At 69.3% G+C, this 12,258-nt stretch carries 10 protein-coding genes; 5 read left to right on the forward strand and 5 right to left on the reverse strand.

Features of this window, described 5'->3' with window-relative positions; all coding sequences use genetic code 11:
* Window positions 1–3 precede the first annotated feature (3 nt).
* Window positions 4–1,656 carry an alpha/beta hydrolase gene (locus tag CRP45_RS03345; protein ID WP_097243722.1) on the reverse strand — a complete coding sequence of 551 codons (1,653 nt, stop codon included), beginning with the start codon at window positions 1,654–1,656 and terminating at the stop codon, window positions 4–6.
* 110 nt (window positions 1,657–1,766) lie between these two features.
* Between CRP45_RS03345 and CRP45_RS03350 the strand changes: the two genes are divergently transcribed.
* Together CRP45_RS03350 and CRP45_RS03355 are read left to right on the forward strand one after the other, a co-directional pair.
* Window positions 1,767–3,158 (forward strand): phenylacetate--CoA ligase family protein, encoded by a 1,392-nt coding sequence (locus CRP45_RS03350; protein WP_097243723.1) that lies wholly within the window; start codon window positions 1,767–1,769, stop codon window positions 3,156–3,158.
* 382 nt (window positions 3,159–3,540) lie between these two features.
* Window positions 3,541–4,416, forward strand: a complete 876-nt coding sequence (locus tag CRP45_RS03355; RefSeq protein WP_097243724.1) for a glycosyltransferase family 2 protein — start codon at window positions 3,541–3,543, stop codon at window positions 4,414–4,416.
* Here CRP45_RS03355 and CRP45_RS03360 read toward each other — a convergent pair.
* Window positions 4,413–5,795, reverse strand: a complete 1,383-nt coding sequence (locus CRP45_RS03360) for a radical SAM protein (RefSeq protein WP_097243725.1) — start codon at window positions 5,793–5,795, stop codon at window positions 4,413–4,415. The genes CRP45_RS03355 and CRP45_RS03360 overlap by 4 nt on opposite strands.
* Window positions 5,792–7,066, reverse strand: coding sequence for a radical SAM protein (locus CRP45_RS03365; protein ID WP_179830741.1), 1,275 nt, complete (start codon window positions 7,064–7,066; stop codon window positions 5,792–5,794). The genes CRP45_RS03360 and CRP45_RS03365 overlap by 4 nt, the downstream gene beginning before the upstream one ends.
* A gap of 299 nt (window positions 7,067–7,365) precedes the next feature.
* Between CRP45_RS03365 and CRP45_RS03370 the strand changes: the two genes are divergently transcribed.
* Both CRP45_RS03370 and CRP45_RS03375 read left to right on the forward strand, forming a co-directional pair.
* The gene (locus CRP45_RS03370; protein ID WP_245909853.1) at window positions 7,366–7,533 is read left to right on the forward strand and encodes a recombinase family protein; all 168 of its coding nucleotides are present in this window, start codon (window positions 7,366–7,368) and stop codon (window positions 7,531–7,533) included.
* 160 nt (window positions 7,534–7,693) lie between these two features.
* Entirely contained in the window at window positions 7,694–9,061 is a 1,368-nt protein-coding gene (locus tag CRP45_RS03375; RefSeq protein WP_097243727.1) for a helix-turn-helix domain-containing protein, read from the forward strand.
* Between the two features lie 91 nt (window positions 9,062–9,152).
* Here CRP45_RS03375 and CRP45_RS03380 read toward each other — a convergent pair whose 3' ends face one another.
* Window positions 9,153–10,070, reverse strand: a complete 918-nt coding sequence (locus CRP45_RS03380; protein ID WP_097243728.1) for an aminoglycoside phosphotransferase family protein — start codon at window positions 10,068–10,070, stop codon at window positions 9,153–9,155.
* Between the two features lie 303 nt (window positions 10,071–10,373).
* Here CRP45_RS03380 and CRP45_RS03385 point away from each other — a divergent pair, with 303 nt between their 5' ends.
* Entirely contained in the window at window positions 10,374–10,775 is a 402-nt protein-coding gene (locus tag CRP45_RS03385; RefSeq protein WP_097244539.1) for a hypothetical protein, read from the forward strand.
* On the opposite strand, the gene CRP45_RS03390 is transcribed toward CRP45_RS03385, so the two are convergent.
* Window positions 10,772–12,187 (reverse strand): amino acid permease, encoded by a 1,416-nt coding sequence (locus CRP45_RS03390; protein ID WP_097243729.1) that lies wholly within the window; start codon window positions 12,185–12,187, stop codon window positions 10,772–10,774. The genes CRP45_RS03385 and CRP45_RS03390 overlap by 4 nt on opposite strands.
* Window positions 12,188–12,258 lie beyond the last annotated feature (71 nt).

Here is a 12,258-nt window from a genome sequence, read left to right on the forward strand (position 1 = left end):
CGGTCAGTCCGCGCAGCGGGTCCCGTCCGGCGGGAGGGTTCCGTCGTAGAGGTAGGCGATGACGATGGCGTCCACGCAGGCCGAACCGTTGTCGAAGGCGATGTGACCGTCGTGCTCGCTGACCACGAGCACGGCGTCGGCGAGGGTGGCGGCGACGTGCTCGGCGTCCTCGATCGTGGTCGCCAGATCGCCGCTGTTGTTCAGCAGCAGGATGGGTGGTGCGCCCGCCGCGTCCACGCCCGCCGACTTCTGGGTCGGGCGGACCGGCCAGAACAGGCACAGCGGGGTGCTGAACACCCGGTTCGCGCCGAACAGCGGTGAGCGCACGGCCGCCCACTCGGCCTCCTGCGCCAGGTCGCGGAGGATCACGTCCTCGGCCTTCGAGCGCCAGGCGGCCGGGTCGTCGTTCATGCATTCCACGGCCCAGAACGCCGGATCGGAGGAGCTGTAGCGGCCGTCCTCGCGGCCGACGTAGAAGTCGGCGAGTTCCGCGAGCCCGGTGCCGTCGCCGCGCAGCGCGTCGGCGAAGGCGCGTTCGAACCGCGGCCAGTAGCGCTCGTCGTAGGTCGCCATGAAGATGCCGAGCAGGGCGAGATTGGAACCGACGCGGCGGCCGTCGGAGGCCGCGATGGGCTCGGCGTCCACCCGGTCGATCAGCTCGATCAGCCGGCGCATTGCCGCGTCCGGGTCGTTGCCGAGCGGGCAGTCCTCGCGGCGTGCGCAAGCTTCGAGAATGGTGTGCACCAAGCGATCTCGCGCCGAGATCGCACCGGGGGCGGGGGCGTCGGAAGCGTCGAGCGAATCCCACCGGTCCGGTGTCAGACTCGGGTCGTCGACGGAATCCAGCACCATCCGCCCGACCCGATCCGGGAACTGCTCGGCATACAGCTGCCCGAGCCGGGTGCCGTAGGAGAAGCCGAAGAAGTTCAGCTTCGGCTCGCCCAGCGCCGAGCGCATGATGTCCATGTCGCGCACCACGAATTCGGTGCCGACGAAACCGAGCAGGTTGCCGGTGTTGCGCAGACACGCGGTGGCGTAACGGCGGTGCGCCTCGGCGACCACGCGGCGACCCGCGTCGTCCACCGGCGTGAAGTCGGTGGCCAGGTATTCGTCCATCGCGCGGTCGCCGAGACACCGCACGGGCGCGGTGCGGCCGACGCCGCGCGGGTCGAAACCGACGAGGTCGTAGCGGATGCGGAATTTGCGCAGGCCGGTGTCGTCCGGGTTCAGCGCGGAAAGCACGTCCTCGTAACCGGATTCGCCAGGGCCGCCGGGGTTGGTGGTGAGCACCCCGATGCGCTGGGCGGGGTTGGTGGCGGGCAACCGCACCAGCGGCATGGTGAGGGCGGCGGCTTCCGGGCGGGCGTAATCGACGGGCACGCGGATCTCGCCGCACTCGGCCTCGCGTTGCTCGCGGCACGGCGCCCACTCGACCCGCTGGGCCTCGTAATCCCGCAGCGTGGGCAGTGGGGCGGGGGAGGGTCGCGCGCTGCCTTCCACGGTCGGTGTGATCGAGCAACCGGTGGCGACCAAGGTCGCGACCGCGATGACGCTCATCAGTACCCACCGACTCGACCGCACCGTCGTCCCCCGATCCTCCACGACATCCCACGGGAACATCGCGCCGCGCCCGCCGAAGGTTCGCAGCGGGTCCACTTCGAAGATAGCGAGAAAGTGGCGATCCGCGCGGATTGCCGCGCGCCGCACGGACCGGCGGTACTTTGGACCCCACGCAGGTTTCGCCTCGCGGAAGGGCCACCTCGGAGATGGATTCGGATCTGCAGCAGCGGCTCGTGGCGTTGTTCCAGCGGACGGCGGCGACGGTGCCCGCCTACCGCGCCTTCCTCGACAGCCACGGCGTCGACGCGGCCTCGGTCGTCGACGACACGGGATTCGCGCGACTGCCGCTCGTCACGAAAGAGAACTACCACCAACGCTATTCGCTGCCGCAGCGCTGCCGCGACGGCGATCTCGGGGCCTGCGATCTGATCGCGGTGTCGTCCGGTTCGACGGGCGCACCGACCTTCTGGCCGCGCTCCGCCGCCGACGAAGCGGCCGCGACCCGCCGCTTCGAACAGGTCCTCGTGCACGGCTTCGACGCTGCGCATCGGCGCACCCTCGCCGTGGTGTGCTTCCCGCTCGGCACCTGGGTCGGCGGCCTCTACACACTGTCCTGCCTGCGCGGGCTGGCCGCCGAACTGGCCATGACGATCGTCGCCCCCGGCAACAACAAGGCCGAGATCCTGCGCGTGGTACCGGAACTCGGCTCGCACTTCGACCAGGTGGTGCTGTTCGGGTATCCGCCCTTCCTCAAGGACGTCATCGACACGGGGTTGCGCGAGGGCGTCGACTGGTCGCGCTACGCGGTGAAACTGGTGTGCGCGGGGGAGGTGTTCAGCGAGCAGTGGCGGGATCTCATGGGCAAGCGGGCTGGTCTGGATCCGGTGCACGATGTCGCCGCGCTCTACGGTACGGCCGACGGCGGCGTGCTCGGCAACGAGACCCCGCTCAGCGTGCGAATCCGGCGGTTCCTCGCCGAGCATCCGGCGGCGGCGCGCAAGTTGTTCGGCGGTCAGCGGCTGCCGACGCTGATGCAGTACAACCCGGCCGACCGCTTCTTCGAAACCGTCGACGGCACATTGGTGTTCACCGCCGACTCCGGTGTGCCGCTGATCCGCTACCACCTCGCCGACGACGGCGGTGTCATCCCGCACGAGCGCATGGTGGAGTTCTGCCGGGCGCACGGCTTCGAACCGGACGAGGAGACCGGCCCGGACCTGCCCTTCGTCTTCGTCTTCGGCCGCTCCATCCACGCGGTGTCGGTGTTCGGGGCCAATGTCTATCCCGAAACGGTGTCGCTCGGTTTGGAGCGCGCGGAGATCAGCGACTGGGTCACCGGCAAGTTCGTGCTCGAGGCCTGGGAGGACGCCGACCGCAACCGGTTGCTACGCATCACAGTCGAACTCGGCCCCGACGAACCGAACACCACCGAGCGAACCCGCCTCGTCGCCCATGCCGTTCGAGACGAGCTGCTGACACACAACAGCGAATACGCGAACTACGTACCGGCCGAGCGTCAGACGCCGCATGTGGAGCTACGACCGACAGGCGATCCGGACTATTTCCCGGTGGGCGTCAAGCATCGGTATACGCGCTGAGGCCGGTCAGTCATCGTCGCCGACTGACGGTGATCCACGCCCTCCGCGAAGACCGATCATCGATGTCTCGCTGCGATGAGGCGTCGCAGTGCGGCATGGCCGGGCCGGGGTTCCGGTAGTAATCGCACGAAAAGCAACGAAGTGACTTGACCAGCGGCGATGGACGGTTCGGGCTGCGGGGCAGCGTGATTGGCGCTTTGCTTGGCTGCCGAGGAGTTTGATCGGCGTGGTGGAGGTCGGGTTCGTGGCAACGCCGGTGTTCGCGGCTGAGGAGTTGGTGCGTCCGCTGGTCGGCCGGGAGCGCATCGCCCGGTGACAGACCTTATGGTCGGTGCTGTGATCGGTGGCGTGGAGGCCGTCGACCGGTGGTAGGTTCCCCGTCATGCCCAGCACGGATGACAAGACCGTCGGCTTGGCCCTGGTGACCTACCAGAGTGCCGAGGATTTGCCCGGATTCCTGGAGACGCTTACGGCCGCGGTGGAGCCGTACGCGGTCGATGTGATCGGTGTCGACAACGTCTCCACCGACCGCAGCGCCGAGATTGTCGAAGAGTTCGGTGGCCGTGTCATCCGCAACGCCCGCAACGTCGGGCTCGCGGCGGCGATCAATCAGGCTGCCGCCGCGACGAGCGCGGAATGGATTCTCGTCGCCAACCCCGACACCCAGCTCACGGCGGGCTCGATCGCGGCACTGGTCGAGACGGCGAAGGCGGACGAGCGGATCGGCATGATCGGGCCGCGGATCGCGCGCCTGGACGGCACCCCCTATCCGAGCGGTCGGCGCTTCCCTTCGCTGGCGGTCGGTATCGCGCACGCCCTGCTGGGCGGGGTGTGGCCGGGCAACCCGGCCACGCGCCGCTACTTCGGCACCCCGGTCACCGAGGTATCGGATGTGGATTGGATTTCAGGGTGCTGCATGCTGTTCCGCCGCGCGGCGTTCGACGCCGTCGGCGGGTTCGATGACCGCTACTTCCTCTACTTCGAGGAAACCAAGATGGCGCTGGACATGCACCGCGCCGGTTACCGGGTGGTGCTTGACCCGAGCGTGGAGATTCGCCACCGCGAGGGCGGCAGCATGCGGTCCGCGCCTTACCGAAAGGTCCGCACCCACCACCGCAGTGCCCTGCGGTTCTACTGCGACTACCACCAGGGCAGCCCGTGGATCGTGTTCGCGCCGCTGGTCGCGGCCGGGCTGATCGTGCGCGGCGCGGTCGCCGTGGCGGCGACCGCGCTGCGTGAGCGGACGAAGACCCGCTAATCGAAGGGCTGTTCGGCCAGTCCGACACCTGCCTGTAGATCGTCGAGGAGCTTGCCGACGATGGCGTTGCCGGTGCGGGAACTGGGCATGCATTGGGCGCAGTCGTCGGCGATCGGTCGCCCAGCCGTGGTGGCGACCACGTCGAGAATGCGGGAGCGTTTGACGTTGCCCAGGTCGTAGCCGGTGGCCGCGAACCGCGGTTCGGCCTTCAAATCGCAGGGCGTCAGGTGCCCGAACGCGCCGATCGTCGGCCGGAACCAGCGGCCCCGGCATTCCTGGGTGCGCGACCGGTCCGGGGTCACCCCGTTGGCTAGCGCGACCAGCTCGTCACCGATGTCGATCCGGGTCTGAATCCAGGGACGAGCGCGCAGGGCCCGCAACTGAGCGCGGACGACCGCCAGGCCGGCCGGGTCGAGTCCGGCGGTGACATCGACCTCGTCCTTGCGCAGGTCCAGCCGGTCCGCGCCGAGGGTTTCGGCGAAGTCGGCCATGGCCCCGGCCTGGGTGTAGTTGTCCGGCTGGATCACCATGCCGATGCCCACCGCGGGCAGGTCGCCGCGCTCGTGCAGCAGCGCGGCGAGGTTGTCGCTGACCCTGTCCAACGCCCGCTGGCGGGGTCTGGTCCCCGCGACGCGGTCGTAGGTGGCCGGGTCGGGTGAGTGGATGGAGAACCGGATGCGGTGACAGCGCAGCAGCGCCGCGAACAGCGCACCGCCGGGGCGAATACTGAAACCGGTGGTGTAGACGTGGATTTCGAACCCGAGATCGGCGGCGTGGTCGAGGATGGCCGGAAGGTCCGAATTGATCAGTGCCTCGCCACCGCCGGAGACGACCAGCCGACGCACCCCGGCGTCGGCCAGTTCGCCGATCACGCGGCACCAATCGGCGGCGGTCATGAGGCCGCCGGTGTCGAGTTGGCGTGTGGCGTAGGTGAGTTCGGATTGGTCAGACCACAGGCACATCCGGCACCGGTAGTTGCAGGTGCCGCGCGTGGGGTGGATCTCCATTGTCTCGGCCAGCACCGGCTCGCGCGCGAGAATCCGTCGCGGGATATCGGGGCGGCGCTGCCATTCGGCGACCGTGGCCGCGGCGAATTCCCACCGCAACCGATGCGGGTAATACGACGACCCGACCAGCCGCCGCACCGGGGGGCTCGTGCGGGCGAGGTGGTAGACCTGCATCACCGCCGCCAGGTCCACCCCGGAATTCGCGGCGAGCACCGCCGCCGGAGTGTGCGGCGCGGCCAGATGGCAAGCCAGCGCCGCTCGCATCGCCGGGTCGGCCGGCGCGTACTCGAGCGCTTCGGTGACCAGGACCGCGAGTCCGTCATCGCAGTAGAGAAGCTGCTGCGCCTCCTCGTGCGGGGTGGCGGTGGTCATGACATCACCTGCGCTGTCTCGGAGCTGGCTGCGACCTGTTCCCACTCGGTCGGGCGCAGCAAGGTCACCAGCGAGCGGGTGCGGTCGAACACCAGCACCGTGCCGCTGGGATGGGTCACCGTCCGGTGCTCACCCGGGCGGGAGCTGAGCTGGGCGGCGACAGCGGCGGTGTCGACGGGGTTGTCCAGTACCCAATGCCGGTCGACACTGCCGATCGCAATCAGATCCACCTCCGGGGCGGGGCTGCCGGTGCGGCCGATCAGCTGCTCGGTGGTCGAGCGGTCCGCGGCAGCGCCGAGCTGAAACTTGTGCTGGGCCTCGATATCTCGCGGGAGCTGCCGAGCTGTTCCGCCCGCCAGCAGGGATTCCGCGCGAGCCAGCAGAGCGGCGGCCGGTTGCGCGTGGACCGAGCCGAGCGCGGCGTTGCCGACCATCTCCCGGCCCCAGGTAGCGGCCTGCAAACGGAACTCCCCGTTGGGACGGATATTGCAAAGCGTGTCCTTGACCTGCTCGGACAGCTGCTGCAAGGTCATCGTCCGCGACGGGTTGATCGCCAACGGCCGGGCGCCCGTCGCTGGCCAGATCGAATTGAACGTCAGATACAGCCCCGCCTCGGCCAGTCGCTGGTGATGGGCGTCGACAAGGTCTTGGACGCCATGGAATTCGTACTCGCGCAGCGCGAGCTGCGGGTAGTGGGCGCGGGCCTGCCCGGAGAAACTCGGCGCGCACAGATGATGCTGGGTCGCCAGCCCGGACCCGGCCAGGAACTCGCTGAGTTCGATCACCCGCGCCCAATTGCGCTGGTGCACAACGGTGATCACCGTGACCGGCTTGCCGGTGTCGGTCAGCCTCCGCAGGCCGTCGAGGACCTTCGGCAGGTTCTTCCCGCGTGCGGACCCGTGCAGGTCGTTGGTGACACCATCCACGCTGGTGCAGATGCGCGTCAGGTTCGACGCCGCCAGCCATCCCAGCGTCTCGGGGGTGAGCTTGGTGGCGTTGGTGATCAGCGTCGATGCCGCCCGGCGCAGCAGATGCGTGGCCGCCAGCAGGGCGCGCAGATCCTGGTGCAGGGTGATCTCCCCGCCGGTCAGCACCACCTCGAGCGCGCCCGCGGCGTCGGCGGCCTCCAGAGCGGACCGCAGCGCGGGCAGTGGAAGCTGCTGCCGTCTCCACACCTCTCCGGGATGGCAGTACAGGCAGCGGAGATTGCATTCGTTCACCGCGTCGATCACCAGGCGCAGCACCCGGCCGACCCGTTCGGGCTCCTTCATGATTCCCAACACCCCTTTGCGTTCGAGTCCCCGATCCGAGAGCGGCATCCGGTGACGGGCCTCGAAAGTTGGCGCGGTGCAAGGCCGGTCGCCGGATGCCTGTGCTCAGCGTGGGCGGGTGCGCGACGCCGTTCCGGTGGTTTCGTGGCTACAGCCGTCTACAAGCCGCACGGTCTCGAACGTCGGCAAACATTTGCCGACACTCGCCACCGCCGGAACGAACCGCCAGGACACACGTGTCGAAAACCCGCGCCGGAGAACAGGGTCGGCAAACGGTCGGTCCGGTGTAGTTTCGACGCATGTTGATCGGCTACGGGCGGGTCTCCGCCGCCGAGCAGAACCCCGCCCACCAGATCGACGCCCTGCGCCGCGCCGGGGTCGCCGAAGCCGCGATCCACATCGACACCGCCGAAGCCGCGCTATGTTCGGCATGCTGTCGGTTCTCGCGGAGTTCCAGCGTGAATTGATCGTCGCCAACACCCGCGACGAGCTGGCCGCCGCCCGTGCGTACCGAGCCGACCCCAGCCAGCACGCAAGCTGATCTACTCGCGCGGCCCGCACCGCAGGTCACGTACACACCAGCAGGTCACCGCGCCCAACAGCACCCCGAGAGCGAAGACCAACACCATGTCGAACACCACCAACGCACCGCCTCCCGAATCGACCGACACCGGCCAGCCTTCTCCCGGTCCAGCGACCCGCGCGGCAGCTTCCCGGCTGCAGCCGTCTACAACCACACCCACACAGCAGGGCTCTCCGCGCACCGGTGACGCGGTCATCGGCGCACGCCTGCGAACAGCGCGGGAAACCGCCGGACTGTCACTGGCCGACCTCGCCCGCCGCGTCCCCTACAGCAAGTCCGCGCTCGGATTCTTCGAAACCGGAACCCGCACACCAACTCCCGCGGTCATAGCCTGCTACGAGCGACTGTTCGGCGACACCGCCGCCGATACTGTCACCTCCCTGACCGCCCTCGGAAAGGCTGACGTGAACCGCCGCTCGTTCCTGCGCAAGGCCGCCTACTCCGCGGCCCTGTCCGCCACCGCCCTCGCCCTACCCGTCGAGGCAACCGCGCGCATCGCCACTGTCACCGAGGCCCGTGTGGTCGGTGCCGCCGACGTCGACGCCGTGCGCACGATCACCGACGCGTTCCTGAAATTCGACGAAGCCCGCGGCGGCGGGATGGGCCGCACCGCGGTGGCCGAATTCCTCTCCACCGACATCGCCGCCCTGCTGCGCTCTCGCTTCGCCGCCGAAGACGTTCGCGCACACGCATTCTCGGCCGCCGCCGAGCTGGCCTACTTGGCGGGGTTCAAGGCTCACGACGCCGGCGCCGACGGCGTCGGGCAACGCTACTTCCTCACCGCGCTCCGACTGGCCGAACACGCCCAGATCCCCGGCCAAGACTCGTGGATACTGCGCATCCTCGCCCTGCAAGGCACCGACATCGCCCAACCGCGATTCAGCCCGGACCTCGCCGAGGCCGCCCTGTCGCGCGCCGCCGGGAAACTCGGACCCGACGCCAACGCGCTGCTCACCGTCGCCGTCGCACGCACCCACGCCGAAACCGGCAACAAACCCGCCGCCCTCGCCGCGCTACGCGCCGCCGAGTCGGCCATCAACCCGGACATGACCAGCGAACAACCCCGCTGGGTGTCGATGTGGTGCCCCAACAAGGCCACCGTCGTCGACCAAACCGCGAAAACCTTCCTCGCCCTCGGCGACCTCACCAACGCCGAGCGCTACTACACCCTGGGCACCAGCATCTGGAACCCGGCCACCCACGCCCGCGTCTGGGCGCTCACCGCCGCCGAAACCGGGCTCCTGCGGTGGAAACTCGGCAACCACACCGACGCCACCAACCTGTGGCGACCCGTCCTGCCGATCCTGCACACCGTCGACTCCGCCCGCACCCGCAAAGCCCTCGGCAAAGTCCGCGCCACCGCCCCCGAACTGTTCGCCGACACCGCACCCGGCCACATCCCGGCGCTGTAACGAGCGAGGGAGTTTCGGAACCACATACCAGGACTCCCTCTCTGAACCGGCCGCTGCCCCGGAAGGGGAACCGGACACTGACCTGGGCAGATCATCGACGGCTCGTTGCGATGAGGCGTCGCAGTGCGGCATGGCCGGGAGGGCCCCAGGTTGGCTTGCCGCCCGGGCGGCCGTGGACGCCGGCGTCTCCGATGAAGATGCCGGCGAGGGCGCGCAGCACCGCCCACCCGCGGGCGCGGCGCAGGGTGGCGGCGTCCGGGGCCGGCCGGTAGGCGGCATGGAAGTCTTCGGCGGCGCCGTCCGGCAACAGAATCCAGGCGGCGGCGAGGTCGAAAGCCGGATCGCCCGCGAACAGGTCGCCGAAGTCGATCACGCCACAGATCGCGCCGTCCGCGGTGAGGACGTTCGCCGGATGCAGATCGCCGTGCAGCCATAGCGCCGGACCGGCCCATTCGGGTGCGGCGGCGGCGTCTTCCCAGACCGCGCGGACGGCGTCCGGGTCGGGGATCAGACCCGACTCGGTGGCCGCGGCAAGCTGCTCGGCGAACCCCTCGGTGTAGTCGGCCAGCCGCCCTCCGCGGCCTCGTCCGGTGGGCGCTTCTTCGGGGGCTGGTTGGTGAAGTGCCGTCAGGAAGGCAGCCAGGGTCGTGGCCGCCTCCGCACCGCGCGTGACCGGGCTGCGGTCGGCAGGTTCCCCAGGCACCCAGGTGGTGACGATCCAGGGCCGCGGGAACCGTTCGGAGGGTTCACCGAAGCGCTGCGGTACTGGAACCGGCAGAGGAAGGCGCGGGGCGAGGGTGGGCACCCGGGTGTGCTCCTTGCGCAGCAGCGTGTCCGCGGACTCGGTCGCCCAGGGCAACCGGACGGCGAGGTCGTCGCCGAGCCGCCACAGCTGGTTGTCCCAGCCACGGGCGCCGAGCCGCACCGGGAGATCGGCCAGATCCGGGTGCTGGTCACGCAGCAGCTCCCGCACCAACTCCGCGGTGATCTCGAACTCGTTGTGTGCCATACGGATCAACAGTAGCCAGAGGGCAGTCGATCGAATCCAGCTGTCGTAGCGTGCGGGTCGTCACCCCTTGCGTCCGCGACAGATTCGACGCGAGGGGTCGCAGGCGAGCCAGTTCGTCGCGGATGGGCCGCCGATGGCGTATCAGCGAGTCCTGTTGGAAACCGGTGTGATTCACGTGGAACTCCGGTTGCACTCGATGCCGGGACCCGAAATCTCCGGCGTGGCAGTGCAATCTGCACTGAGTGCAGACCCGCATGACCTGTCGATCTGCGTGATTCGGTGAGCGCTGGCAGTGTGGACTCCATGACCCTCGGTTCCGATACCAAGATCCTCTCCATCGGCCTGCATCCGAGTCAGCTCGACTACGGCAAACACCCCGGTCTGGACGAGGCCGAGTTGAGCGCGCGGGTCGAGGCGGGGACGGCGATGCTGCGGGATTCGGGCTTCGACGTCGTGTCGTGCTCGGTTCCGGTCGATCCCGACGCGGCCGAGAAGCTGATCAATGACAGGTTGGCGGAGGCCGACTACGGGCTTGCGATGATCGGCGGCGGGGTGCGGATGCTGCCCGAGCAGACGCTGCTGTTCGAGCGCATCGTGAACGTCCTCACCGAGGCGTCGCCCGGCATCCGGCTGTGTTTCAACACCTCGCCGGAAACGACGGTGGACGCACTGCTGCGCTGGGTGCGGCCCGGCGGCCGCGGCTAACTTCTCGGCGCGACGGGGACGCGGGTCGCGGCGAAGGTCGAGTGCTTGCGTCCGTAGCCGAGGTAGACCGCGACACCGATCGCCACCCAGACCGCGAACCGCACCCAGGTCAGCTCGTCCAGGGTGAACGCCATCAGCGCACAACCCATCAGCGCGAGAATCGGCACCAGCGGAACGAGCGGGGTGCGGAACGGACGCTCCCGGTTCGGCTCCAGCTTGCGCAGCACCAGCACCCCGACGCACACCACCGCGAACGCCGACAGCGCGCCGATGTTCACCAGTTCGACCACGATGTCGATGGGCAGCAGCCCGGCGATGGCGGCGCAGCCCGCGCCGAGCACCAGCGTCAGCCGCACCGGTGTCGAGCGGCGGCCGGTGGCGGCGAGCCTGCGGGGGAGCAGGCCGTCGCGGCACATCGCGAAACTCAGCCGCACCTGCGCGTACACGATGAGCAGCAGACCTTTGGTGAGCGCGATGATCGACGCGACGATGATGACGTTGCCGATCCAGCCGATGTTCAGCGCGCCGAACGCGGTGGCGATCGGTGCGCCGTTGTCGAGCGTCGGGAACGGGGCGACGCCGGTGAGCACGGCGCTGACGAGCGCGTAGAGCACCGTCGCGATGAGCACCGTGCCGATGATGGCGAAGGGCACGTCGCGCTTGGGGTTGCGCGCCTCCTCGGCGGAGGCGGCGACCACGTCGAAACCGAGGAAGGCGAAGAACGCGATCGCCGCGCCGCCGATGATGCCGCTCCAGCCGAACGGAGCGAACGGCGCCCAGTTACCCGGGTCGACGTGCGGGGCGCCGACGGCGATCACCAGCACCAGCACGCCGATGGTCACCCCGACGAGCGCCTTGGTGATGCGCGCGGTCAGCGAAACCTCGCCGACCAGCACGGCCACGATGGCGGCGATGATCAGCACCGCGGGCAGGTTCACCACACCGCCCTCGCCGGGCCCCGCGGTGATGGCGTGCGGGATCGTGATGCCGAACATCGAATCGAGCGCCGACACCGTGGTGCCGGACCACCCGATCGCCACGGCCGCGCCCGCGATGACGAACTCCAGCAGCAGGTTCCAGCCCACCAGGAACGCCGGTCCTTCGCCGAGGGTGGCGTAGGTGTAGGTGTAGGCGCTGCCCGAGACCGGGACCATCGCGGCGAGCTCGCTGTAGCAGAGTGCGACGAGCACGCAGACCAGACCGGCCAGTCCGAAGGACAGCACGATCGACGGTCCAGCCTTCTCCGCGGCCGCCACGCCGGTGATGACGAAGATGCCCGCGCCGACGATGGTGCCGACGCCCATGGCGGTCAGGTCGACCCGACCGAGGCTGCGTTTCAGCGACGAGTCGGCGCCGGGCCGGCTCGCGTCGTCGGGCGTGCGGCGGCGCCACCGTTGTTCTGCGCTGGTCATCGGCTTCCTCTCGGGACGCGGTTCACCCGCCCCAGTACGAGATAGGGATCTTCGGCTCGGCCTTCGTGGGC

Source organism: Nocardia amikacinitolerans (assembly GCF_900215415.1).
GTDB lineage: Bacteria > Actinomycetota > Actinomycetes > Mycobacteriales > Mycobacteriaceae > Nocardia > Nocardia amikacinitolerans.

Bases quoted from the DNA above. Each gene is read 5' to 3' on its own strand.
- CRP45_RS03350 (WP_097243723.1), top strand. From the start codon at position 1,767: ATGGATTCGGATCTGCAGCAGCGGCTCGTGGCGTTGTTCCAGCGGACG.
- CRP45_RS03355 (WP_097243724.1), top strand. From the start codon at position 3,541: ATGCCCAGCACGGATGACAAGACCGTCGGCTTGGCCCTGGTGACCTAC.
- CRP45_RS03360 (WP_097243725.1), bottom strand. From the start codon at position 5,795: ATGACCACCGCCACCCCGCACGAGGAGGCGCAGCAGCTTCTCTACTGC.
- CRP45_RS03365 (WP_179830741.1), bottom strand. From the start codon at position 7,066: ATGAAGGAGCCCGAACGGGTCGGCCGGGTGCTGCGCCTGGTGATCGAC.
- CRP45_RS03370 (WP_245909853.1), top strand. From the start codon at position 7,366: ATGTTGATCGGCTACGGGCGGGTCTCCGCCGCCGAGCAGAACCCCGCC.
- CRP45_RS03375 (WP_097243727.1), top strand. From the start codon at position 7,694: ATGTCGAACACCACCAACGCACCGCCTCCCGAATCGACCGACACCGGC.
- CRP45_RS03380 (WP_097243728.1), bottom strand. From the start codon at position 10,070: ATGGCACACAACGAGTTCGAGATCACCGCGGAGTTGGTGCGGGAGCTG.
- CRP45_RS03385 (WP_097244539.1), top strand. From the start codon at position 10,374: ATGACCCTCGGTTCCGATACCAAGATCCTCTCCATCGGCCTGCATCCG.
- CRP45_RS03390 (WP_097243729.1), bottom strand. From the start codon at position 12,187: ATGACCAGCGCAGAACAACGGTGGCGCCGCCGCACGCCCGACGACGCG.